The organism is Parasphaerochaeta coccoides DSM 17374, from assembly GCF_000208385.1.
Classification (GTDB): Bacteria; Spirochaetota; Spirochaetia; order Sphaerochaetales; family Sphaerochaetaceae; genus Parasphaerochaeta; species Parasphaerochaeta coccoides.
The window spans coordinates 1,751,429-1,772,939 of the sequence record NC_015436.1; the positions used below are offsets into that span (position 1 = coordinate 1,751,429).

The following is a 21,511-nucleotide window of genomic DNA, read 5'->3' on the forward strand; positions in this document are numbered from 1 at the left end:
TGCAGCCTTGCCTTTCACATTGTTCTGTGACAATCCGAATCTGGCTTCTCATGACTTTCACCCACACATCCATGGATCGGATCACACAGGTAAACCATCCTTCATTTTTTCTCATACCAATCCTCTATCCACATAAATAAAATCAGTTCGAATGCAGAGACCCCTGAAAACAGAAACAAAGCGACATTTTTCACTACATGAAAAGATTCTGACTCTTATTCAGCTTCAACAGCATTGCGGCATTTTTAAAGAGAACCGCGTGCATTTCTTCCTCATCCAAACCCAGGAAACGGAAGTTCTTCTGCTGTTCTTCAAGATAGATATAAGCAAATCCACGAGGCATCCAGCTTGAGTCCGTACCAAAAAGCAAGCGCCCAGGTCCGATTGTCTCAACAAACTTACGCATCACATCCTCCAATGTCAGCCGATATGGCATCCACCGTATCCATTGGTTTGAACCACAGGTATCAACCCAGACATTCGGACGAGTCCAGCATAATTGGAGAAGATCCTGCATATGTGTACAACCAAAATGAGGAACGACAAAATTCACACGCGGAAAATCTCTGGATGCCTGGGCAAGGCTTAACGGACTTATATTGACTCCATCCGGCTTTCCCCCGGCTGCACCCTGGAGGCCATAGTGGATTAAAACGGGTTTATCGTATTTTTCACAAATTTCCCAGAGTGGATAGAATTTCTTGTCGGACATGGGCGTATCGATATCAGGCCCAAGAAGTTTATAACCACTCAGTTTCAAATCCCGGAAAGCATACTCCAGCATGTCAGCGGCTCCGTGCATATCAGGATGATGATGGGCGAAGCCAAAGAATCTATCTGGATACAGAGAAACAATCCTGGCAAGGCGCTCATTGCCTCCTCCACTGACCCAGACAATCTTCTCAATGCCTTTGGCGTCCATGTCGGCTATCCAATCCGCGGCTATCTCCGCATCATCATCCTTCGTTGGCTGAGGGGAAGGAAAATTAAAAGCCTTGCGCCATATTTTCCCATGGTCACGGGATCCCGTCCCATCAAACTGCACACTTTCATACTGTGGATAATCCGGGAACCAGTCTCCCTTCACGGGAAAATGACAATGAAAATCAATAATAGGAATATTCTGAATCATTTTATTTCTTCTCGTCCTTTTCCATACTTCCCGCCGGAGTTGTTATCAGCCCTTTACCCCGGTCAGGGCTATGCCTTTGATAATTTGTTTCTGAAAGATCAAATAAAGAACTAATACAGGAATAGTTGCCACTGAAGCACCTGCCATGACCATTTCCCATTCCGTTTGGAATTCCCCATTAAAGAAGGAGAGCCCAACGGGCAGCGTATACTTGGTTATTTCATCACTGATGATCAACGGCCACAGAAACGCATTCCAGTTACCGACAAAACTGAAAATCGCCAGCGCGGACAAGGCGGCCTTGACCAATGGCATGCACACCCGAACCCATATAGAGAATTCATTCAGGCCGTCTATCCGTCCCGCGTCAATCAAATCATTGGGCAGACCATCAAAGAACTGTCTCATCAAAAACGTTCCGAAGCCACTCATCAGACCTGGGAAAATGATTCCCCAATATGTATTTGCCCATTTCAGGTTATTCGCCATAATGTACCAAGGGATGACTAACATTTCCGTAGGAATCATCATGGTGGAGAGTATCAGCAGAAAAATAAGCTTCTTCCCTCTGAACTTATACTTTGCAAAGGTATATCCAACCAATGAATCAAAGAACAATACAGAAAATGTAACGAGGATTCCACAGATAAGCGAATTAATGAACCACCTTGAGAAATGCCCGCTCGTCATCAACCGCACATAGTTCGCCGTGGTAGGAGCTGTGGGAATGAGGGAAAGATTGAAAACCGCACGCCCTTGCTTGAATGATGTTGCAATCATCCAAAAGAAAGGGAAAAGCATGGCAAGCCCGAAGGTGATAAGCAAAATGTGCGTAAGTATATGTAATTTACGTATCTTCACTTCTGGTTATCCTCATTTGAATCAGCGTAACGATGAGAATTATGCAGAAAAGCGCCACGGTCATGGTTGCCGAATATCCCATTTCAAAGCTTCTGAAAGCAGTATCGTAGATATAAAGGACTAACGGTTTTGTCGAATTCAGCGGTCCTCCGTCTCCTTGGGTTGACATGTTCATGACTTGCGTGAATATCCTCAAGTACCGTATGGTACCAGTGATGACCAGAAAGACTATCGTCGGCTTGAGAAGCGGCAGCGTGATTTTCTGCAACTGTTGCATGTTGCTTGCCCCGTCTATCCGGGCGGCTTCATAATATTGCTCCGAAATACCTTTCAGCCCTGCCAAAAAGATTATCATCTGAAAACCAAGATCAGCCCAGACCGTAGTCACCAGGACGGCAAAAGGAGCCTGAGTCGTCGATCTCAAGAAAGGCTGACTTGGTAGATTCAAGGCCGTAAGGATGTTATTGAATACCCCCACAGGAGGAGGTTGGAACAACCAGCGCCATACCCACGCCGCAGCTACCATAGATGTTATATAAGGCATGAAATAAATTGTTTTATAAAGATCCGCTCCCCTATTCAGATAATTGATGTGATACGCCAGCAGGAAACCCAGGAACATACTGATGGGAAGGCCAAATACGACATACCGTATAGTGTTTCCCAATGTTTTCACAAAAACACTATCCCCCATGAGCCGAAAGTAGTTTTCAAGTCCAATGAAATCCATATCCCTGGACACAATATCCCAGTCCGTAAAAGACAGGTAGAATGCATACAACGTAGGATAAAATCTTACCACGACATAAAATATGATGGGAACGCACAGGAACGCATATGCCCACAGCTCGTTTTTCTGAGCAAGTGTACGAGGTTTTTTCATATTGTGCGCCATCTTTTTCCTCCTTATACCGGGGTATTCCAGCTTGTTGCGTGGCAATAGGTTCCAGGATAGCCGGCCTCTTATACACAGAGGCCGGTATCATCACTACTTGTTTTTGTAGTACTTATCGAGCATTGCCTGTTCTGCTTTCGCTGCTCCGTCAACAGCGTTCTTTATCGACATGCCATTGAGCACGACCTGATCCCACGCGTCAAGCCATACCTGACGTTGACCTGCCTCATCCACAAACATTGTAGCATGAGCATCCGCAAGCCCGCGAATGAAAGGACCGTATTGTGGGTCTTCAGCGAACTCCCGACGAGAAGCCAGCTCTTTCTTTGCAGGAAGTTCTCCGATGTCCTTGAGCCAACGTGCCATGACGTCTTCCCTGGTAAGGAACTCCAGGAACTTCACCGAAGCTTCAAGCTTCTTCCCTGTGGTCGTGCTGGTGATACCGTTAGCCCAGAAAGATGCGAAGTTCGAAGAAATACCGTTGAGTGTAGGGATATCCGTTACGCCGTAATCAAGCTCTTTCACTGCGTCAAGGGTTCCGAGACGGAAAGAACCATCAATATTCATTGCCAGCGCCCCGGCTTTGAATGCCGTTACGTCATCTGTCATGAACATCGGCATGCCGACCTGGGATTTCAATTGTAGATTCGTAGCATAGGTAAAAGCATCATATCCTGCCTGATTATTATAGGTGACAGTCCTGCCATCAGCGGAATAGGGTGTGCCGCCAAACTGACGGACGAGCGTTTCACGAATCCAGTGGTAAATTTGCCCATTAAGCTGCAAACCCCATCCTTCCTGGATGTAATTACCGTTCTTGTCTTTCTTTGTGAGCTTGAGAGCCATCTCAATAGCTTCTTCCATTGTCTTTGGTGGCTTTTCTGGATCAAGTCCCGCTTCTCGGAACAAATCTTTATTCCAGAACAGCGCAAGTGACCGGACGGCGGTGGGGATGGCATAATATTTTCCTTCGAATTTTGCAGCTGAAACCAAGGGGAAAAACTCGGCTTCAACCTTCTCCGGCGAGAAAACAGAATCTGGTAATGGTTGCAGGTAACCAGCATCCATGTACATCGGCAACCAGCCATAGAACAGATTTATGACATTCGGGCCTGTCCCCGTAGGAACAGAAGAAGCGACTTTCGTATTATAATTTTCATATGGGAAAGTCTGCTGGCTTACCTTGATACCAGGATTTTCAGCTTCAAATTCCTTGATGAGTTCATCCATCAGGATTTTTTTCGTTTCATAAAAATACTGCCAGTAGATTATTTCTGTAACGTCCTGATCTGAACCACTTGCTACCGTTTCTGTCTGGCCTTTTGCAAAAATAAAAGGACATATAAACATAAGCACTAAAAAAAATCCTACTATCCTTTTGAAATTTTTCATTCATTCCCCCTTTAGAACTTTTTACATAAAACATCTGCTTAAGCAGATAGCAATTCATTGTTTCCACATGTACATTCACGTTTTAGTTCTCTACATGTGTCTTCCTTTCATCCATGGAACATCCGGCACCCAGGACATCCTGGAAATCCCTGGAGCGTCAGGATGTGTCACCCTTCTATCCGAAGTCTCCTTTTGGTCTCCTGACAGAATACTATGAATCCACTATGTTGAATTTTTTATCGGCCTCCTTTCCCTTTTATTTTTTTGCAACCGGAGTCACCGGGACCACAGTTATATTTCAATCCCTCTCCACCGGCCTGTCGGCAATGCTCGTATTGTTCACGCGCATGTTCCATATCAATGGGCTGTATATTGCTCAGAATACTTGTCAATCGATCATATGTTCCCTGGATGAAAATCCGTGCCATTTTTTCATATTCCTGTAACAAGGAAATGGTAAGGGTTATCTTAGGTTCCGTGCCGGACTTCCTCATGAACATAATACCTATGGGATTATTTTTCGGTGGAGACGATAATTCGAAAAACATCATATCTGGCTCTTGTTCTTTCAATATTTCTTTACATGAAAATGGGTTGCATTTTGTCAAAACATCCAAAGCCCGTTCCCAGGACTCCGTGTCACGGGCAAAGTCCTCCAGCGGAATATTTCTCCATACATTGCGGATGATGCTTCCAGAAGAAAAAAAGGTTACATTGCCAGTCGCCATTGTCTGTATGGCAAGCAGTACGGTCAGCATACCGTTGCCAGTAAGAAGAAGAGAAGAGCCAACAGGTACAGGAACAATGACATGACCTGTCCTTTCACAGCCAACAAAACTACTTTGAGCAGCACCATGACGGGCAAAAGAATCAACCAACCACCGGTCCCCTACACACACGACATCCACTATCCAATCATTCTTGCTTGAAATAGCAAAGGAAAAAGCGTAATCACTTTCTACAGTGCAGACAAGCAGTCTTTTCTTACTTTCCTTGTTCTTGTATTCTCCCTTGTGTCCTTGGACAATCAAGAATGCCAGCATGTCCCCATCAAGAAGCCTCAAGGCTCCGTTTTCATCCTTTTGCACGAGAAAAACCCTGTCGCCATCTCCATCAAGAACAATTGCAAGTGGTTGTTTCTCCCTGGTTTTCGGAACATAGGAATGAAGCGCCTTGAGTACGTCCGTCCACCCTTCTCCAGAATGACCAAGTTCTGTGCCCAGATCCTCTATTGCGCCTACGCCACAATCCAGATTGATACGGTTTTTCCCAGGCTCACATGCAGAGAGAATGACATCCGCCCCCAAATCTCTCAGATATTCTTGCGCGAATGTAGAATACGCGCCATTCGCAGTATCCAGGAAAACACGCCGCCCAGAAAAAAAATAAACCAGCGTTTTTCTATTGAGCATCGCATCAAGAATTTCATGAGCACTCCCGCGGACATCTTGTTCGCGCACAGTTCCCACAGGATGTCTTTTTTTTCCAAGAGAAAAAGCAGCATGGAAAATCTTATGGGTCAAGGCATATTCGCCAGATGCTCCGTCAGGGTAAAGTTTACGACCATCAATAAATACCTTAAGTCCATTATATTCTGCCGGATTATGTGAAGCAGTAAGCATCACTGCTGGACATCCTTGTTTCACACTTTCATAAACAAGCACCGGAGTTGGCACGATACCAATGTCAATCACATTAAATCCGGCTTCCCGAAGACCTGTCATGACCGCCTTTTTTAGATATCCTCCACCGTAGTAATCACGGCCATCCTCAGCAAACATGATTTCATTGATAGATGCCATACTGGACATGTCCATTATTCCGCCCAAAGAAAACGCATAGAGCCTGAGGAATTCCGGAGAGATGATTCTGTTCTGGATATATCTCTGGATAGCCTTACGTGAAGAAACTTGCTCATGAGAAATCAAACCACGCACACCATCTGTTCCTTGAAACTTATAAGCACAGCTGCTGAACAGCAGTCCTGCATCGTATTTCATAGGCCGACTCAAAAAACTGCGAAGACGTGAGACATCCATGATGGCATCATGCCCAGTTTTGGAGAACAAGACAGAAAGATTATCACCAGCATTAGCTTCAGAGGAGTCCGGCAGATTTTGACAGACCTTGGATGGATCGAGATGTTCTAGAGTATCCAGTATCCAATATTCAATCATTACACCCTCTCTGATGTCACCATGAAAACACCTGGTCTCATTTGGCGGCATCAATAACCATCCGTAATTCCTGCCACGTCAGGGTTCCTCTATGGCTTCAATTACTATTTATATTATTATAAGTCTTTTTATAACTTTGTAAAGTTTTTTATCCTCCAATATTTCTACGAAGAAAAGGACTAAGGCACTCATTGAGCAACCTTAGTCCTTAAAATAAATTAACAATCATTTTCATTGAGTTTCCGGAATTCTTGGTCAGCCAGCATTCCTCTCAGCTTGCCTATCAGCAAGGCTTGCGTTATCCACGAGTACGCATCCTCTCATCAAGGATTTCGCCATTGCAACCCCTCTTCGGGTCACTCCGTGGTTCCTCAATACCTTCCCAGGATAGGAAGTATCCTTTCCTTGCCGCAGTTACGGATGAATCCTGCCAGCTTGGGACCACGTTCGCCGCCAATCAGAACCATGTAGACCATCTTAAAGAAATCCGGCGTTTCCAGACCATTGTCTTTTGCCACATCGTAGAGTCGCTGTGTAAAATCCTTATCATCCAGATTATCAAGATTCTCTACCAATGCGCGCAAGTCGTGGATGGCCTTGCGTTCCACATCTGATAATTCGACCAAGGGGGATGTTCCGGCAGCAAGCGTCCAGCGGAATTCCTCCGGGCTGAAGGTGGTAATCCACTTCCATGCGCAGACGGCACGGGCACGCAACCTTTCCTTCTGGCCTTCGGTAATGCCAGGCAACATATCAAGTACCGCCTCAATGTCCCCAACGTGAATCTGCAATAGGTTGCAAAGATGACGGAACGGTATCTGGTAGCCTGCCTCGGACGGCACTTCCCCGACCTGGCTCAGTTCGTAAATACGTTTTTCCTTGGCACGCCGCTTGTCGTTGGCCGACTGCAAACCGAAATAGATACGTTCGCAGGTGTCATAATCTTCATAGATTTTCAGGACATCCAAATCAAAGGATATGGAAAATTCAGTGTTCGGCCGTGTGCTGGCGAACAAGTACCGGGTCACTTCTGGCAAATAGACTTCCAGGACATCAGGAAGACTGATGACTTCTCCCGTGGACGATGATATCTTCCCTCCCCGCCCTTTTATGCTGATGAAATCATATTGGAAGGATACGGGAGCCTCGGCACCATAAACCTTCACCACTTTCCGGCTGGTATCAAAGGAACCGCCTTCGCTATGGTGATCCTTGCCCGCAGGTTCGAAATCCACCTGTTCACGCGCCCATCGCATAGGCCAGTCAAGCCGCCAGGGGAGTTTGGCTAAAGCCGTCTCCCTCAGGTCGATAGTCTCGACCTGTTGCGTCTCGTCATCACGATACGTCAGTCCCCACTCTCCGTCCCAGTCCAGCACGGTAGTCATGTCCTTTCCCGTGAAACCACTGAAAATGGAAACCGGCCACCAGTCCGCAGGAAGCGGTTCTGTCCGAAATTCGTCCAAGATCTGGCGCAACTCATCACGATGCTCCAATGTCAGGCGGATTTCTCTGGCGTAATTGCTGGCGCGGTACCGTGAGGCTTGGTAGATGTACTCCGGCTCTATGCCAACCCATGGCAACGCTTCCTCGACATCCAGTTCATTGGAACGGGCATAGTTGTCGGCACGGCCTGTAGTATCAGGAACCAAGGTTATGGGTTTGCGGAGATAGGTTTTCAGCAAGTCCGGTTGCGGCATGTTTTTGGGAACCTTGCGGAAGACGTCATAGTCGTCCCATGAATATATGAAACGGACATCATGTCCTTGGGAACGCAAGGCGCGTACCACGAGGTCGACGGAGATAATCTCCCTGAAATTACCGATATGAACCGTCCCAGACGGAGTAATCCCTGATGCACAGGTATATCTGTCCTTCGGTCCTTTTTCCCTGACAATCTTCGCGGCATATACGTCCGCCCAATGCATTTCGCTCATAGGCCGCAGTATAGCGGGGAAGCCGTTCAAGTGTCCACATCCGATATCCCATCATCCCGCCATCTTTCCGCGCCCTGGCTGGATTTTCTGAAAGCATCTGGCTATACTGGGTTCATGAAGACAGGAAACTCCACCGCCAGATTCGCCTGCATCCTGCTCCTTGTCGTCACCACGACCATGACCGGCCTTTGCGCATCCGATGACACCGCTGATACACCACCCGCGCCTTCTTACGAAATGAAGGGCATTGCTTCTTGGTACACCAGTGACAGGACGGACAGCCTCACCGCCAACGGAGAAATCTTCGACCCGACGAAGATGGCTGCCGCCCATAAGGAACTTACATTCGGCACATTGGTCGAAATCCACAACATGGATAATGGAAAGAGAGCCACGGTACGGATTAATGACCGCGGGCCGTATGTCGATGGACGCATTATTGACCTGACACCGGAGGCCGCGCGAGCCACAGGAATGTATGAAAGCGGCATAGCTCCCGTGGAACTGACCATTATCTACGAACCGACCGTACCGGAGTCACAATATAACCGTGCCGGTGACACTGGCTGGTACAAGCTCCAACTGGGCGTTTTTTCCAATTCCCGAACAGCATGGAACATCTATCAGAAGCTGGTCGGAGCGCACTTCAAGCCCACTGTCGAAATCATTGACGGCTCCTTGATCCGATTGAGTATCAGATGGGTAGCGGCCTACCGGCTCGACCGCACCCTTTCAACCTTGGCATCCCTGGGGTTCGCAGAAGCAGACATCTTGAAGAAAGGTGAATACAGCCCCTTCGAAGAATAGCCGACACTATAGTAATTTCACACGCCAATTTCATACGGTCATGCATCATGCACCAATTCTATGTGCAGAGGCAGAAATCCAATCAGAAATCCAGGAAGAACGTGACTGATGTGGCAATCCTGCTGTCCGAACCGTTGACATAGTTGTCGCCTTTGATAAGATAGGCGACCTGGTAGCCAAGGTCGATGAAATCAAAGAAAGAAACCGTAACTTGCGCACCAGTACTCGCCAAGAAATCAGCAGCTCCTCCCCGATTCGTATGCAAGGTATTTCCTGCCGCGATACCGGCATCAAAGAAGATGTTCACCCGCGGGAAAATCCCCGCTATGACGGGTTCCGGGCCGGATAAACGGATGTCAAAGTTGTTCACCGCTGTGAACTGCCGATTATAAGAGGCCGTGGTGAAGCCCCTGACTTTGCGTCCCAGCGAGAATGGGCGTTGGGCATACGCAGGGACGACCTTTCCGTCAATCCATGCCACGTTCGCCCTGTCAACGAGCGTTATGGAGAATACATGGTCATCACCGTCATAGAGGGAGTACAGTGTCTTACCTGCTACGGCGTTGATGTAAGCACTATAATAGTCGGCAACCCCGCTCAGGGCACTGTTCAATGCACGGGGAGCCCAATCAAGTTGCACTTTCACCAGAAGTCCATCCTGGTTCAGCTTGCGTTCATCCATCATGTTGAGCGTCGCTCCGATGGAGAACGATGTACCGAGATGACTTCTTTTGCCAGTTGTTTCGTCAGGGGTAAGATACTCGTAGATATCATAGGGGTTGTCCAATTGGTCAAGGGCATTGCCGATGCTAAGGACGGGGGAATCGGTTCCCCACATCTTCCTGTCTTTGCCTTTGACTATGGAATCCCGGCTGTCCTCGAAACGCCCGTTGTACGAGACATATGCAGTAATAAGGTCGGTATCAGGTACCCATGATGTACCGAAGCCCTGACGGAAGCGCAGGTTCCAATCAAAGCGCAGGACATCATAGGTCAGAGGGCTGTCAAGTAGATAACCGTGCGTCCCATTGACATCAGACTGCCACAGCTTGTTCTGGATATATCCCGCGCCAGCGAGAAACTGGAATTCGGTAACATCTCCCTCGTTCAGGCTAAGTCCGGTATATCCGGCGCCTGAATTGAAATATGATGGCAGGAAGCCTCCTACAATCTCAGGGTGCTGATCCAAATCTCCGAATACAAAATGGAAGTCCGAGGCGTATAGTCCGGACAGAACGACAGTCAGAAGCACGATGCCCACTATGATTTTTTTCTTCATCGAGGAAATCCCCTTTTTTTCGGCTATGTCCCCATAATATCATGACCACAAAGAGCATTCAACAAAGGGATGTCAGCTCATTATTTTTTTATATTTTTTCACAATCTGCATAGATATTTACACAACCCAAAAACTATGATATTTTGGTGAAGCTTTTTTGATGGGTTTTTCCCGTCATATGGAGCGGGCCTATAGCTCAGTTGGTTAGAGCATCGGACTCATAATCCGTGGGTCGCAGGTTCAAGTCCTGCTGGGCCCAAAAAACAAACATGACAGACCACGAAACGACCGGCCTCCTTCCTGGTTATGGAACGGAGGTTTTTCTATTTCAACCAAATCCATCACGATCCCACTTGTTTCGTCATCAGGAGAACAAGGAATGCTCAATTGATACATTCCTGTTGAATCCAGAAGTAGATGATAGTGGTTTGTCCAAGAAAGCATGAAAGAATTGCGAAAAAAAGCGTTTAAAACAATCCTTATCTCCATCCTGCCTGTTTTAAAACAGTAAACACCCAGTAAACGCCAGATTAAACACCTTTTTTGCTCGTTTTCTAAGGATATCATCCCAGTGCTTAGAACATACCTTCAAGTATGCACAGGTTTTTCCCCTCTTTCGAAATTCTCTCCTCAAACTCAGACTTCTTGGCTTTTTCCTTCTCAATCGCCTCTGGTTTGGCGTTGGACATGAACTGTTCGTTTCCCAGCTTTTTCATCACGCCCTCCAGGGATTTCCGGCTCTTCTCAAGGTTCGTGCGCAGACGCGTCTTCTCGGCCTCCACGTCAATCGCCTCCCTGACGAACAGGAAGCATTCAAAGCCCTGTCCTGCCACGGGAACCGCCCCCCGTACATCCCGCGTACCGACAACATCGATCTCCAGATTCCCGGCATTGAGGAAGCCCGCGAGCAGATTCTTCTGCTCTACCAGGAAATGGGTCGACGCAAAGCCTGTATCGGGCTTCACCACCACATGAACCTTTTTATCGGCAGGGATGCCCAGCTCGGCTCTGACCCCTCGCACATTGCGGACAAGCTCCTGAAGAGAAGCCATATGAGCCTGTGCCTCTGGATATTCCCTGTCCGCGGTCTGCTCCGGGTAAGGAGCGACCATCAGCTGAGGATGGGCATTGGGCAGCTTGCTGTAAATTTCCTGTGTGATGAACGGCAGGAAGGGATACAACAGCCGCAGCGATTCCTCAAGGATATCCAGGAGCAGCGAGACCGCCCTGTCCTGTACCACAGGGTCATTGCTCTCAAGGTTGTGCTTGGACGCCTCAATGTACCAGTCACAGAAATCATTCCAGAAGAAGTCATAGACCGTCTGGCTGGCCTCGTTGAAGCGATAGCCCTCCAGCGTCGATTGCACCCTTCCCGCAGCCTGGTTCAGCTCGGCATAGATCCACTTGTCCATGATGGAAAGCTCCGTCTCAGGCACGGACACCTTGGTTCGGCCTTCAAGCTTCATCAGCAGGAAGCGGGAGGCATTCCATATTTTGTTGGCGAAACGGGAACCCATCTTGAACAAACCCATGTCAATCAGGACATCCTGACTCTGAACAGTCAGGTGGGCAAGAGTAAATTTCATGGCATCGGCCCCGTAGAGGTCGACCACTTCAAGAGGATCGATTCCATTGCCCAAGGACTTCGACATCTTCCTGCCCTGCCGATCCCTCACAAGACCGGTCAGGTATACATCCTTGAAGGGCACCTTTCCGGTGAACTCAAGGGACGCCATGATCATGCGGGACACCCAGAAGAAAATGATGTCGTATCCGGTGATCAGAGTCTGGGTCGGGAAGAATTCCTTCAGGTCGGGAGTATCCTCCGGCCACCCCAGCGTGCTGAACGGCCACAGCCATGAGGAGAACCACGTATCCAGGACATCTTCTTCCTGACGCAGGTGAGAGCTGCCGCATTTCGGACAGACCGTGACATCGTTCCGGGACACAATCATCTCGCCACAGTCTTCACAATACCAGACAGGAATGCGGTGTCCCCACCAGAGCTGGCGGCTGATGCACCAGTCCCTGATATTCTCAAGCCAGCTGCTGTAGGTGTTCTCCCAGCGCCGGGGATAGAAGGTGACCTCGCCGTCCTTCCATGCCTTCAAAGCCTTGTCCGCCATGCCCCGCATTCTGACAAACCATTGGTCTGAAAGGTATGGTTCTATGATGGTGTTACAACGGTAGCAATGCCCTACCTCATGGACATACGGCGTGCTGCCCAGCAGATACCCCTGTCCTTCCAAATCATGGGCGACCATATCCCGTGCGACAGCCGCCTGGACGCCACGGTACGCTGGCGGAACTTCATCATTGAGCGTCCCGTCAGGGTTGAGGATGTTTATAGCTTCCAAGTTGTGCCGACGTCCGCATTCCCAGTCATTAGGATCATGGGCTGGAGTTATCTTTACCATACCCGTACCAAATTCCTTGTCAACGAAGCTGTCAGCGATGATGGGGATTTCACGGTCGGTCAGAGGCAGGCGGAGCTTTTTCCCCACGACCGTGGCGTATCGTTCATCATCTGGGTTCACCGCGACAGCGACATCTCCGAACATCGTTTCTGGACGTGTCGTGGCAACGCTGATGCTTCCCGAACCATCCGCATAAGGATAGCTGACTTGATAAAGCCGTCCTTCCAGGGTCTTGTATTCCACTTCGTCATCGGCAAGAGCCGTCCCGCAATGGGGACAATAGTTGATCAGGTACTTGCCTTTGTAAATCAATCCTCTTTCATACAGAGTGACGAATGCTTCGCGCACGGCACGGGACAGTCCTTCGTCCATGGTAAAACGTTCATGCTCCCAATCACAGGAACAACCAATCTTTTCCAATTGTTTGACGATGACGGAGTGATGCTTTTTCTTGACCTGCCATGTCCGTTCAAGGAATTTCTCCCTGCCCAGGTCATGGCGGCTCAAGCCTTCCTTGGCAAGCTGGCGTTCGACGACATTCTGCGTGGCGATGCCAGCATGGTCGGTTCCCGGAACCCACAGAGCCTTGCGGCCAGACATCCTTTGGTACCGGATGATGGTGTCAGACAGGGAATTGTTCAGGGCATGTCCCATATGGAGAATTCCCGTGACATTGGGAGGCGGCATGACGATGGTGAACGGCTTGCCCGGTACATCCTGCGGCTTGAACAGTCCGTCACGTCTCCATGCTTCATAAATCCTGTCCTCGAAGTCCTTCGGGTCATAAGCCTTTTCCAGCTCGACCGCGTTCATACAACGCCTCCCATCCATCTCGCGGCTTAATTGCCGTGAATGTTCGATATGGTAATACCTGCCTACCTTAATACAATTGTTTGCTATTGGACTGGTGAGCAAAAAATTAATTTGAGACTCAGCTGAGCAGTGTCCAATACATCCTCTTGGTCAGTACTCATCGCTTTATCCTGCCTGCAAGATTCCGCTTCAATTGAGGTCAAATTAGGTCACATTCTTCTATGCCATTTTTTCTATCAATAGGCTTTCACTCGTTTCGTAATAAGTTATCATGTTGCATTTTCTTTCCGCTTTAACAGATACAAGTATATTAGAATTGCTAACAAAACAGCAACAGCCGCAATTAACCATAATTCCCTGAATGATAGATGGGTAAGGATTATTCCACCAATAACAGGTCCAAGAAAATTACCCGTAGTCTTAAACAAGGGTAATATTGCGTTAAACCTTCCCCTGAAATTCATAGGTGTATTATTATTTTGGTAGGCTTTAGAATTATTGTTAATGAGTATTTCCCCCACAGTATATAGTGCAGTGAGAGCATAAAACTGCCAAGGAATCCTTGCTAAACCAAATAAAGCAAAGGTCACCAGGTACATGAAAGCCGCGGACAATACATTAATTAGAACATTGTTTTTCTTGCTAATTGCCAAAACAAACGGATTGAATAATATAACAATGATAGCATTTAAAGAAGCCATGAACCCATAATATTGTGCTCCTTTGAGTTCAAATAGAGCCGTTGTCTGTAATGGAAGAGCAAAAGCTATTTGTCTATAAGCAAAAGCAATAAATAAACTTGCCAGGGAAAACCAGAGAAGTTGAGGACGTGCAAGCAGTACCTTAAAGATTGAACCTGATTCTGCTTTTTCTCCCGTATTCAACTGTTTGCTTTTTTCTATTGCTGCAACTGAGGGTTTGGACTCCGGAACAAATAATACTACTAAGGAAATCGCAACAAGTTCAGCGATACCATTTCCCCAAAATAACCACTGAGGATGGTTGTAAAACAGAAAAGAAGCAAGCAATGGTCCTATCGCAAAGCCCATATTAAGAGCTTGGTATAGAAGACTGAAGGCCGCTTGTCTCTGTTCAGGTTTTGTAATATCTACTTCAAGTGCATTCCTTGCGGGATCAGTAATACCATCAAAGAATTGAGCAAGAAAGATGAACACAAAAGCATAACTTTGGTCAAAAAAGAACCCACAAAGTATATAACTGAGTCCCATCATAATCTGTGAACTTACCATTATGGTCTTACGCCCAAAGAGATCACTTAACTTACCGCCAATCAAAGAACCTGGAATGCTTATAAACGCAAGTCCAGAAACCAACAAACCTGTTGTGGCGACATCATACCCAAGCCTGACTGTTAGGTATAATGAGAAAAAAACAACGACAAAATTCCCTGCACAATTTATAAAAACTGTTAAAGCCATAATATAAAAGCTTTTGTGTAGACCCTTATATACAGAAATGGGATTCTTCATTATAGTAATTTACTCCTCTTGTATATTCGAACTTTTCTCATTTACTGCTTCGATACCTGATTGAATTCCCAAGAATATAATATCAGGAAAAACATGATCCATATTATCATCCTCCAAAAGAGGAATATCGTTTTAGCCCTCTATCCCACAGAAAAAGACAAATAAGAAATAGACCTATACACCATACAATGGAAATTACTAGATACATCGCCAAATTATCATCATCCAAAGTATTGAGAAAAATAGAACTTGGGAAAAAAACCGAATATGCAAATGGCATTAATGATAAGAAAGAAAACCAACTTGAAGAGAGTAAGTTCAGTGGAAATATAGAACCAGACATGATATTCCTAAACACTCTTATCGAGGAGTAAAAAGCATTGACTTTGGTGAAATAAAAACTATAAAAACCAATCATTAAATCAATAAAAAAATTAATTACATACCCGGCACCAATAAAGCATAGATAATAGAAAATTCTAACACCAGAAAAATAGAAATCAAAATAATTTCTCAATATTATCGCCAATAAAGCTATTGGGATAAAATTCATTACTATAAATACAAGTCTTCTTGGCAGGTCAATCATCAACTGGTATAAAATATAACTACAAGGCTTCACCAAGTATTTATTTAAATCTCCAAGACGAATATCTTTTGATACATTGTTTACGGTTCTAGATTCCGTTAAATTCGTAGTAACAAGAACAATAAGATAATATGAAACAACTTCATTTATTCCCATGGAAAAAGATTCATTTTGTTTAGCTACCGCAATCCACAATAAAGTATTCACACCAAAAGGAACTAAAGAAAATAAAAAAGAAGATATGAAATCAGCTCTATACTCAAGTAGATTCACTAATTCATTCCTCAATACTATAAGATATTTTCTCATGCTTCCCTCTGATATATAGACCGAATCACATCATCCATATTTGGGTTCTCAATCGATAAATCCTGAATTTCATCCAAAACATTTCTCACAAGATATGCAACAACATCAATACTACATTCATTGCTGCATGTAACTCTTATTAAATTCTCACCTTCAGTCACATACTTGAGGTTATTTTCCTCAGACAATCTTAGTTTTATTTCCTTTGTAATGGGTTTTTTCATTTTCAGAATAATATCTTTGGTTATAAAAACATCTCTCTGAAAACTGCTAAATTTATTCGAATAAATTATCTCGCCATGATTAAGAAGTATAATTGAATCGCACAGCGATACGATATCATTGAAATTATGACTTGTAAGAATGATTGTCGCTTTATTCTTCTCCACATAGTCCTTAAGAAAATTTCTAATATTATACTGTGTAATAACATCCAATCCTATTGTCGGCTCATCAAGGAAAATAACTTCTGGATAATGAAGCAATGCCGCTATTAATTCCATTTTCATTCTTTCCCCAAGGGACAAACGTCTGACTTGAATATTCAATAAATCTTTCACACCAAGAAGAACAACCATATTATCAAGTCTTGATTTAAACAAATTCTCATCAATTTCATAGATTGCTTTATTAAGGTAAAAAGAATCAATGGCAGGCAGATCCCACCAAAGCTGACTTTTATTGCCCATAATCATTGATATTCTCTTAAGGAAATCTTTTTTCTTATGGAAAGGATAATAGCCCAAAACCTCCGTTTTTCCTGAAGTTTCCTTAATCAAGCCTGAGAGTATTTTCAAAGTAGTTGTTTTCCCAGCACCATTCAATCCTACAAACCCTACTATTGAACCCTTCTTAACTTCAAATGAAATGTTCTTCACAGCGCATTTAGTCAATTTCTTTCTATAAAAAATATTATGGATGCTTCCAGACAAACCTTGCTCTTTTGTATAATATGAGTATTCTTTTGTGAGATTTTCCACCCTAATGACGACATCACTAACTGCTTGCACTGACATATCTTCTTATACCTCTTTTAAATATCAATCCCGAAACAACGAAAACGATGGCAGATATCACAAATGCAGATATAACCATCCTCAAAGAGAGAAAGTCTATCAAGTACATAACAGGAAAATTAAAACAAACAAGAACAGGAATACAATAAATTAATATCTTCTGAATTACTTTGGGATAAATACTCATTGGTTTATTGCCTATCGTAATGAGTTCCGAACCAATTCTCATCACAATATCCATTCTTATCACCCAGAACGATAATGACATTAAAGAAAACATAATCGAGTAGATTATTAGAAATCCATTCACGGAAAGGAGAATATAAAGAACAATATTAAAGACATTTAAATCAATGTGCATTTTTAGTATCACATAAATCATCCCAATAATTATTATAAGAATGTTTTTTACCTGAGAAATATCGAAGTCATTGAATGAAATGTTAAAACGCTGATTTAAAGGTTTCAATAAAATAAAATCCAAACCACCTGTATTTACCATTTCAGGAAGTCTGGATAACCCTGGAACAAAGAACATCGTAAAAAAAGCATCTATTAGACCTCCTTGAAAAATGAGTAACAACATCTGATACTTATCGAAGCCATTGATTGAATCTGTATGAAAATAAATGACATTTATAAAAATGACATACATCACCATCCAAACAAGTTCAAACAATCCGCCAAGAAAAAAGTTTGCTTTATATTCCATCTGATTCATTACGGAACCTAAGAAATATACTTGAAGAATTTTGAAATATCTCTTCATAAATTTTCCCTACTACAGATTTTGCTCCACGTGGCGATATCTGAAACAGTAATTTCGATGATCGTTGATTACACCGGCTGCTTGAAGATGAGAATACACTGTAATCGAACCAAGATAAGAGAATTTTCTCTCTTTTAGATCTCTACTTACCTTATCAGACAAATCGTTTCTTGTGATGCAAACAGAACCATCCGCATGACCTGGATATTCAACTGTTTTGTTATCGGTGAATTGCCAAAGATAAGAAGAGAAAGAACCAAACACTTCTTGAATCTTAAGAAAAGCTTTTGCATTGTTTATTATTGCCCGAATCTTCCTCGGAGAATGAATCATGCCTTCTAGCTTCATAATTCTTTCTACTTGCATCTCATCATACAGTGCAACTTTGGAAGCATCAAATTCATCAAACGCAGAACGAAGAACAGCTCGTTTTCGTAAAACAGTCAGCCAGCTCAACCCACACTGCATAACTTCCATGGAAAGATATTCAAATTGTTTATAATCATCATAAAGAGGGATTCCCCACTCTTTATCATGGTACTCCACTAAAAGAGAATCATCTCCTGTCCAGCTGCATCTTTTCATTTGTCTTGCCTATAATTTTTGATTTTAGATATTGGTGAATATTAGCTCTGGTTTCCTTTCATGATGACACATCAGCATGATGATTGTAGCATACTTTATTATGACAGAATGCGATACTTGAAAATCTATCAGACTTTATATCAAGTCAAAGATGAGGATAATTTTTTAAAATAGCCATTCCCCTTCGCCGCCTTATCACATAGCTGCCGATGACTGAGCGTTTCTTTCTGCGCTTTCTCATATGAGGACAGTTCGTTCTCCACCCATTCCATCTCCTGGCTGCCATCCGTGGAAAAGCGATGCCACCTGATGCCGTATCTGTCGAACAAGGAGTTTTTCATCTTGTCACGCTGACTCTGCCGTGTCCCTTCCCTATGAAAATGGACACCATCCACCTCAATCGCCAGGAACGGGCTTCTGCTGACCTTGTTGTATATGAGGAAATCCACATGGGTGGCCGGATTTTTCACATATTTCCGTTCCTCGTCGTTCAACGAACTCACGTCTCTAATCAGCATGTACAGCGGCTGGTGGCAGATGACACTGAACGGCAAGGATGGATGCTTGGCAAGACAGCCAGTCAATAATTCGTACATCAGATTCTCTGAATCATAACGTGATACATTCTTGTGGTTTTTCAAGTATTCCATACGACTGTCCGTGTATTGCTTGTACAGATAGTCAAAGATCGAGTAAATCCTACTCTGGACAACGGTACCGTTATTGTACTCGATATAGGAAACCAAATCGCTTACATTACTATCCGCAGGCAGTTCGTTGCCAGATACAACGAGACAAAAACACATCTTCGCCCGTGAGACCGCGACGTTCAGAAGATACGGGTTGTCCAGAAACTCGGAAACACCGTTGTCGACCGTTGACAGGATGATCGTATCCTTCTCCCGTCCCTGGAAACGATGAACCGTCGCCACATCGATATCGCACGAGCCAAGAACCTCGCAAAACGTTTCCACCTGGTTCTTGTAGGGGGTGATAATGCCAATGCCTCCCTGTGAAGACTGCATCATGCAGGGCAAGACTTCATTGCAGATGACATCCACTTGCCGCCGATTGGCATGATCCCGCTCATGGTTACCAACCACAGTCCTGTACACCGAGAGGACTTCGTCTTCACCCTTGTCCTCCGTCATAATGATCAGCTGTCCTCCATAGAACTTCTGGTTGCAGAACCCAATGATTTTAGGATGGCAACGATAATGTTCGTGCAACATCTTCTGAGGAACCGCAGGGAAAAGAGAACATATGGACTTCAAAAGGCTGTTGCTCACAAACGAATACCCTTCTGGCAATATATGCGTCTTGAAAACCTCTTCGGCATGCTCCCTTGTTTTCTCATCGACAACATTGGGAAGCTGTTTCAGATCGCCGACAATTACTGCGTTCCGCGCAGAGGACAAGGACAGGGCTCCGGTCACGATGTCCACCTGCGAGGCCTCATCCATGATGAGATAATCGTATGTCACATCCACTCCCAGGCTACTCCGCGAAGAGAAAGTCGTGCTGAGGACAACAGGATATTCTTGTATGAAGTCGTTGGGACGCTGCCACAAGTCATCAGAGGAGAACTTCTCTCTTTTCGACTTTCCTCCATATCTTTCGTACATCTGTGCGTGGAGATAATCCAAGGACCATTCTGTCAGATTCCACATCTTTGCTACGGCATTCTCCTCTTCAAGAGCTTTGACCAGGGATGCAGCTTCGGCGGCAAGTTCAGTTCTCTTCACCTGATAGAACATACCCTGAAGGAGGGTGACGACTGTGGCCAGGTCTCTTTTTAGGAGCTTCCAGATTCCGATGCCGCAGGCAAGTACGGCCTTCACCTTGAAACACAGGGAGACGGGTCTGCTCCTTTCGTCAAACCGACGGCATTCCTGCCATAGGTTCATGAGCTTGTCCGATGACAGTCCTTGACGCAGTTTCGAGATGGTTTCCATGCGCCTTGTCTCAGTACAGAACCGCTTGAAATGTACAATTTCCGTGTCCAGGCTATCTAGTTTCTGCCGAACATCGGCAAGGCACCGTTGCTGGGAAAACACATGGGAAATCTCCGCGACGGATGTCCGAATGTTTTTTTTAAGGGAGCCCAACGCCTCATGACTTTTCTTCCACTCTGATAGGTCGGGATATTTGCCTAACTGATTTTCAAGGAACTTTGTTTTATTATGCGCTTTGCCGAGTGAAGCAACAAGGAAATCCATGCCATATTTCGGAGCAGACAGCTTTTCGGAGACATTGACTGTCGCAGAGTTGTTGCATGAAACAACCTGAATAGTTTTCCCCTGTACCAGCAGGTTTGCTATGATATTGAGAATCGTCTGGGTTTTCCCCGTCCCCGGTGGCCCCTGGATGACACTGAGTTGCGAAGTCAATGCATTTCTCACTGCTTCGAACTGGCTTGCATTTCCACCAAAAGGGAAAATGAGATCGGGAGTTTCGTGTACTGCTGGCTTGTGTTCAGCGGGATTTAGATAAAGGGCAAGTACGGATTTCTCGTCGATGAAAGATATCCTGTCATAATACTTCTTCAACAGGACAGACCCGTCCTCGGTCGTCAATTCATGTGTGTCTGCCAATCGGCGCAGGTAGTTCATACAATCCCGTGCCTGAGCATTCCTGAGACAGGAATACATCACCTGTACTTCATGCCAGAGATATGAACGTTCACTGCCGTCAGAGAAAATGACACGCAGATATTTTTCTGAAAATAAACTGAACACATACAGGGCTTGCACATTGAACAGTCTGCGTCCCTGATGATTGATTTGCACCATGACAGGATCTAGCTTCTTCGGATTCGTAAGCACGCGAAGCGAAGATTGGTTGTACAGATATCTCTTTCCGTTCTGGAAAACGACTTCGAATTTTTTTTCCTGCTGATGATAGGTACAGGACTTGATATCCTTTGAAATATCCTGCCCATCCTTCAGGATCATGTCCCTGCTTGCATCCAGCACGATTCACCTCTTTCCTGTAAGCAATTGACCGGAATCACCGGAAGTCCGGCTCTGCCTACGTTCTTCTCCAC

At 45.1% G+C, this 21,511-nt stretch carries 15 protein-coding genes and 1 tRNA gene; 2 read left to right on the plus strand and 14 right to left on the minus strand.

Features of this window, described 5'->3' with window-relative positions; translation table 11 throughout:
* Positions 1–193 precede the first annotated feature (193 nt).
* The 6 genes from SPICO_RS07575 to lysS form a co-directional block, all read right to left on the minus strand.
* Positions 194–1,132, minus strand: coding sequence for an amidohydrolase family protein (locus tag SPICO_RS07575; protein WP_013740081.1), 939 nt, complete (start codon positions 1,130–1,132; stop codon positions 194–196).
* Positions 1,133–1,177: 45 nt separating this feature from the next.
* Positions 1,178–1,993 carry a carbohydrate ABC transporter permease gene (locus tag SPICO_RS07580; RefSeq protein ID WP_013740082.1) on the minus strand — a complete coding sequence of 272 codons (816 nt, stop codon included), beginning with the start codon at positions 1,991–1,993 and terminating at the stop codon, positions 1,178–1,180.
* Complete coding sequence (locus tag SPICO_RS07585; protein WP_013740083.1) at positions 1,980–2,888, minus strand: carbohydrate ABC transporter permease; 909 nt, start codon at positions 2,886–2,888, stop codon at positions 1,980–1,982. Before SPICO_RS07585 ends, SPICO_RS07580 begins: the two co-directional genes overlap by 14 nt.
* 93 nt (positions 2,889–2,981) lie before the next feature.
* Positions 2,982–4,118: a sugar ABC transporter substrate-binding protein gene (locus SPICO_RS07590; RefSeq protein WP_215904607.1), complete on the minus strand. Its 1,137-nt coding sequence runs from the start codon at positions 4,116–4,118 to the stop codon at positions 2,982–2,984.
* A gap of 398 nt (positions 4,119–4,516) precedes the next feature.
* Entirely contained in the window at positions 4,517–6,280 is a 1,764-nt protein-coding gene (locus tag SPICO_RS07595) for a hypothetical protein (RefSeq protein ID WP_169310074.1), read from the minus strand.
* A 548-nt stretch (positions 6,281–6,828) separates the two neighbouring features.
* Positions 6,829–8,391 carry a lysine--tRNA ligase gene (gene lysS / locus SPICO_RS07600; RefSeq protein WP_041395182.1) on the minus strand — a complete coding sequence of 521 codons (1,563 nt, stop codon included), beginning with the start codon at positions 8,389–8,391 and terminating at the stop codon, positions 6,829–6,831.
* Between the two features lie 30 nt (positions 8,392–8,421).
* Between lysS and SPICO_RS07605 the strand changes: the two genes are divergently transcribed.
* Positions 8,422–9,198, plus strand: coding sequence for a septal ring lytic transglycosylase RlpA family protein (locus SPICO_RS07605; RefSeq protein ID WP_013740087.1), 777 nt, complete (start codon positions 8,422–8,424; stop codon positions 9,196–9,198).
* A gap of 82 nt (positions 9,199–9,280) precedes the next feature.
* Here SPICO_RS07605 and SPICO_RS07610 read toward each other — a convergent pair whose 3' ends face one another.
* A complete protein-coding gene (locus SPICO_RS07610) occupies positions 9,281–10,477 on the minus strand; it encodes a hypothetical protein (protein ID WP_013740088.1) in 1,197 nt (398 codons plus the stop codon).
* 185 nt (positions 10,478–10,662) lie between these two features.
* On the opposite strand from SPICO_RS07610, the gene SPICO_RS07615 reads away from it, so the two are divergent.
* Positions 10,663–10,736: transfer RNA gene (locus tag SPICO_RS07615), tRNA-Ile, on the plus strand.
* A 316-nt stretch (positions 10,737–11,052) separates the two neighbouring features.
* On the opposite strand, the gene SPICO_RS07620 is transcribed toward SPICO_RS07615, so the two are convergent.
* The 7 genes from SPICO_RS07620 to SPICO_RS07650 form a co-directional block, all read right to left on the minus strand.
* Positions 11,053–13,707: a valine--tRNA ligase gene (locus tag SPICO_RS07620; RefSeq protein ID WP_013740089.1), complete on the minus strand. Its 2,655-nt coding sequence runs from the start codon at positions 13,705–13,707 to the stop codon at positions 11,053–11,055.
* A gap of 269 nt (positions 13,708–13,976) precedes the next feature.
* Positions 13,977–15,197 carry an MFS transporter gene (locus SPICO_RS07625; protein ID WP_013740090.1) on the minus strand — a complete coding sequence of 407 codons (1,221 nt, stop codon included), beginning with the start codon at positions 15,195–15,197 and terminating at the stop codon, positions 13,977–13,979.
* A 106-nt stretch (positions 15,198–15,303) separates the two neighbouring features.
* Positions 15,304–16,095: an ABC transporter permease gene (locus SPICO_RS10175; RefSeq protein WP_013740091.1), complete on the minus strand. Its 792-nt coding sequence runs from the start codon at positions 16,093–16,095 to the stop codon at positions 15,304–15,306.
* Positions 16,092–17,111, minus strand: coding sequence for an ABC transporter ATP-binding protein (locus tag SPICO_RS07635; protein WP_013740092.1), 1,020 nt, complete (start codon positions 17,109–17,111; stop codon positions 16,092–16,094). The genes SPICO_RS10175 and SPICO_RS07635 overlap by 4 nt, the downstream gene beginning before the upstream one ends.
* Complete coding sequence (locus SPICO_RS07640; protein ID WP_013740093.1) at positions 17,092–17,880, minus strand: ABC transporter permease; 789 nt, start codon at positions 17,878–17,880, stop codon at positions 17,092–17,094. The genes SPICO_RS07635 and SPICO_RS07640 overlap by 20 nt, the downstream gene beginning before the upstream one ends.
* Before the next feature lie 12 nt (positions 17,881–17,892).
* A complete protein-coding gene (locus SPICO_RS07645; RefSeq protein WP_013740094.1) occupies positions 17,893–18,465 on the minus strand; it encodes a DNA-3-methyladenine glycosylase I in 573 nt (190 codons plus the stop codon).
* A 140-nt stretch (positions 18,466–18,605) separates the two neighbouring features.
* Complete coding sequence (locus SPICO_RS07650) at positions 18,606–21,440, minus strand: AAA domain-containing protein (protein WP_013740095.1); 2,835 nt, start codon at positions 21,438–21,440, stop codon at positions 18,606–18,608.
* Between the last annotated feature and the right edge of the window lie 71 nt (positions 21,441–21,511).

Excerpts from the sequence above, each read along its gene's own strand:
- SPICO_RS07575 (WP_013740081.1), bottom strand. The coding sequence starts at position 1,132 with ATGATTCAGAATATTCCTATTATTGATTTTCATTGTCATTTTCCCGTG.
- SPICO_RS07595 (WP_169310074.1), bottom strand. The coding sequence starts at position 6,280 with ATGAAATACGATGCAGGACTGCTGTTCAGCAGCTGTGCTTATAAGTTT.
- SPICO_RS07610 (WP_013740088.1), bottom strand. The coding sequence starts at position 10,477 with ATGAAGAAAAAAATCATAGTGGGCATCGTGCTTCTGACTGTCGTTCTG.
- SPICO_RS07645 (WP_013740094.1), bottom strand. The coding sequence starts at position 18,465 with ATGAAAAGATGCAGCTGGACAGGAGATGATTCTCTTTTAGTGGAGTAC.
- SPICO_RS07640 (WP_013740093.1), bottom strand. The coding sequence starts at position 17,880 with ATGAAGAGATATTTCAAAATTCTTCAAGTATATTTCTTAGGTTCCGTA.
- SPICO_RS07585 (WP_013740083.1), bottom strand. The coding sequence starts at position 2,888 with ATGGCGCACAATATGAAAAAACCTCGTACACTTGCTCAGAAAAACGAG.
- SPICO_RS07620 (WP_013740089.1), bottom strand. The coding sequence starts at position 13,707 with ATGAACGCGGTCGAGCTGGAAAAGGCTTATGACCCGAAGGACTTCGAG.
- SPICO_RS07625 (WP_013740090.1), bottom strand. The coding sequence starts at position 15,197 with ATGAAGAATCCCATTTCTGTATATAAGGGTCTACACAAAAGCTTTTAT.
- SPICO_RS07635 (WP_013740092.1), bottom strand. The coding sequence starts at position 17,111 with ATGTCAGTGCAAGCAGTTAGTGATGTCGTCATTAGGGTGGAAAATCTC.
- lysS (WP_041395182.1), bottom strand. The coding sequence starts at position 8,391 with ATGAGCGAAATGCATTGGGCGGACGTATATGCCGCGAAGATTGTCAGG.
- SPICO_RS07590 (WP_215904607.1), bottom strand. The coding sequence starts at position 4,118 with ATGGATGAACTCATCAAGGAATTTGAAGCTGAAAATCCTGGTATCAAG.
- SPICO_RS10175 (WP_013740091.1), bottom strand. The coding sequence starts at position 16,095 with ATGAGAAAATATCTTATAGTATTGAGGAATGAATTAGTGAATCTACTT.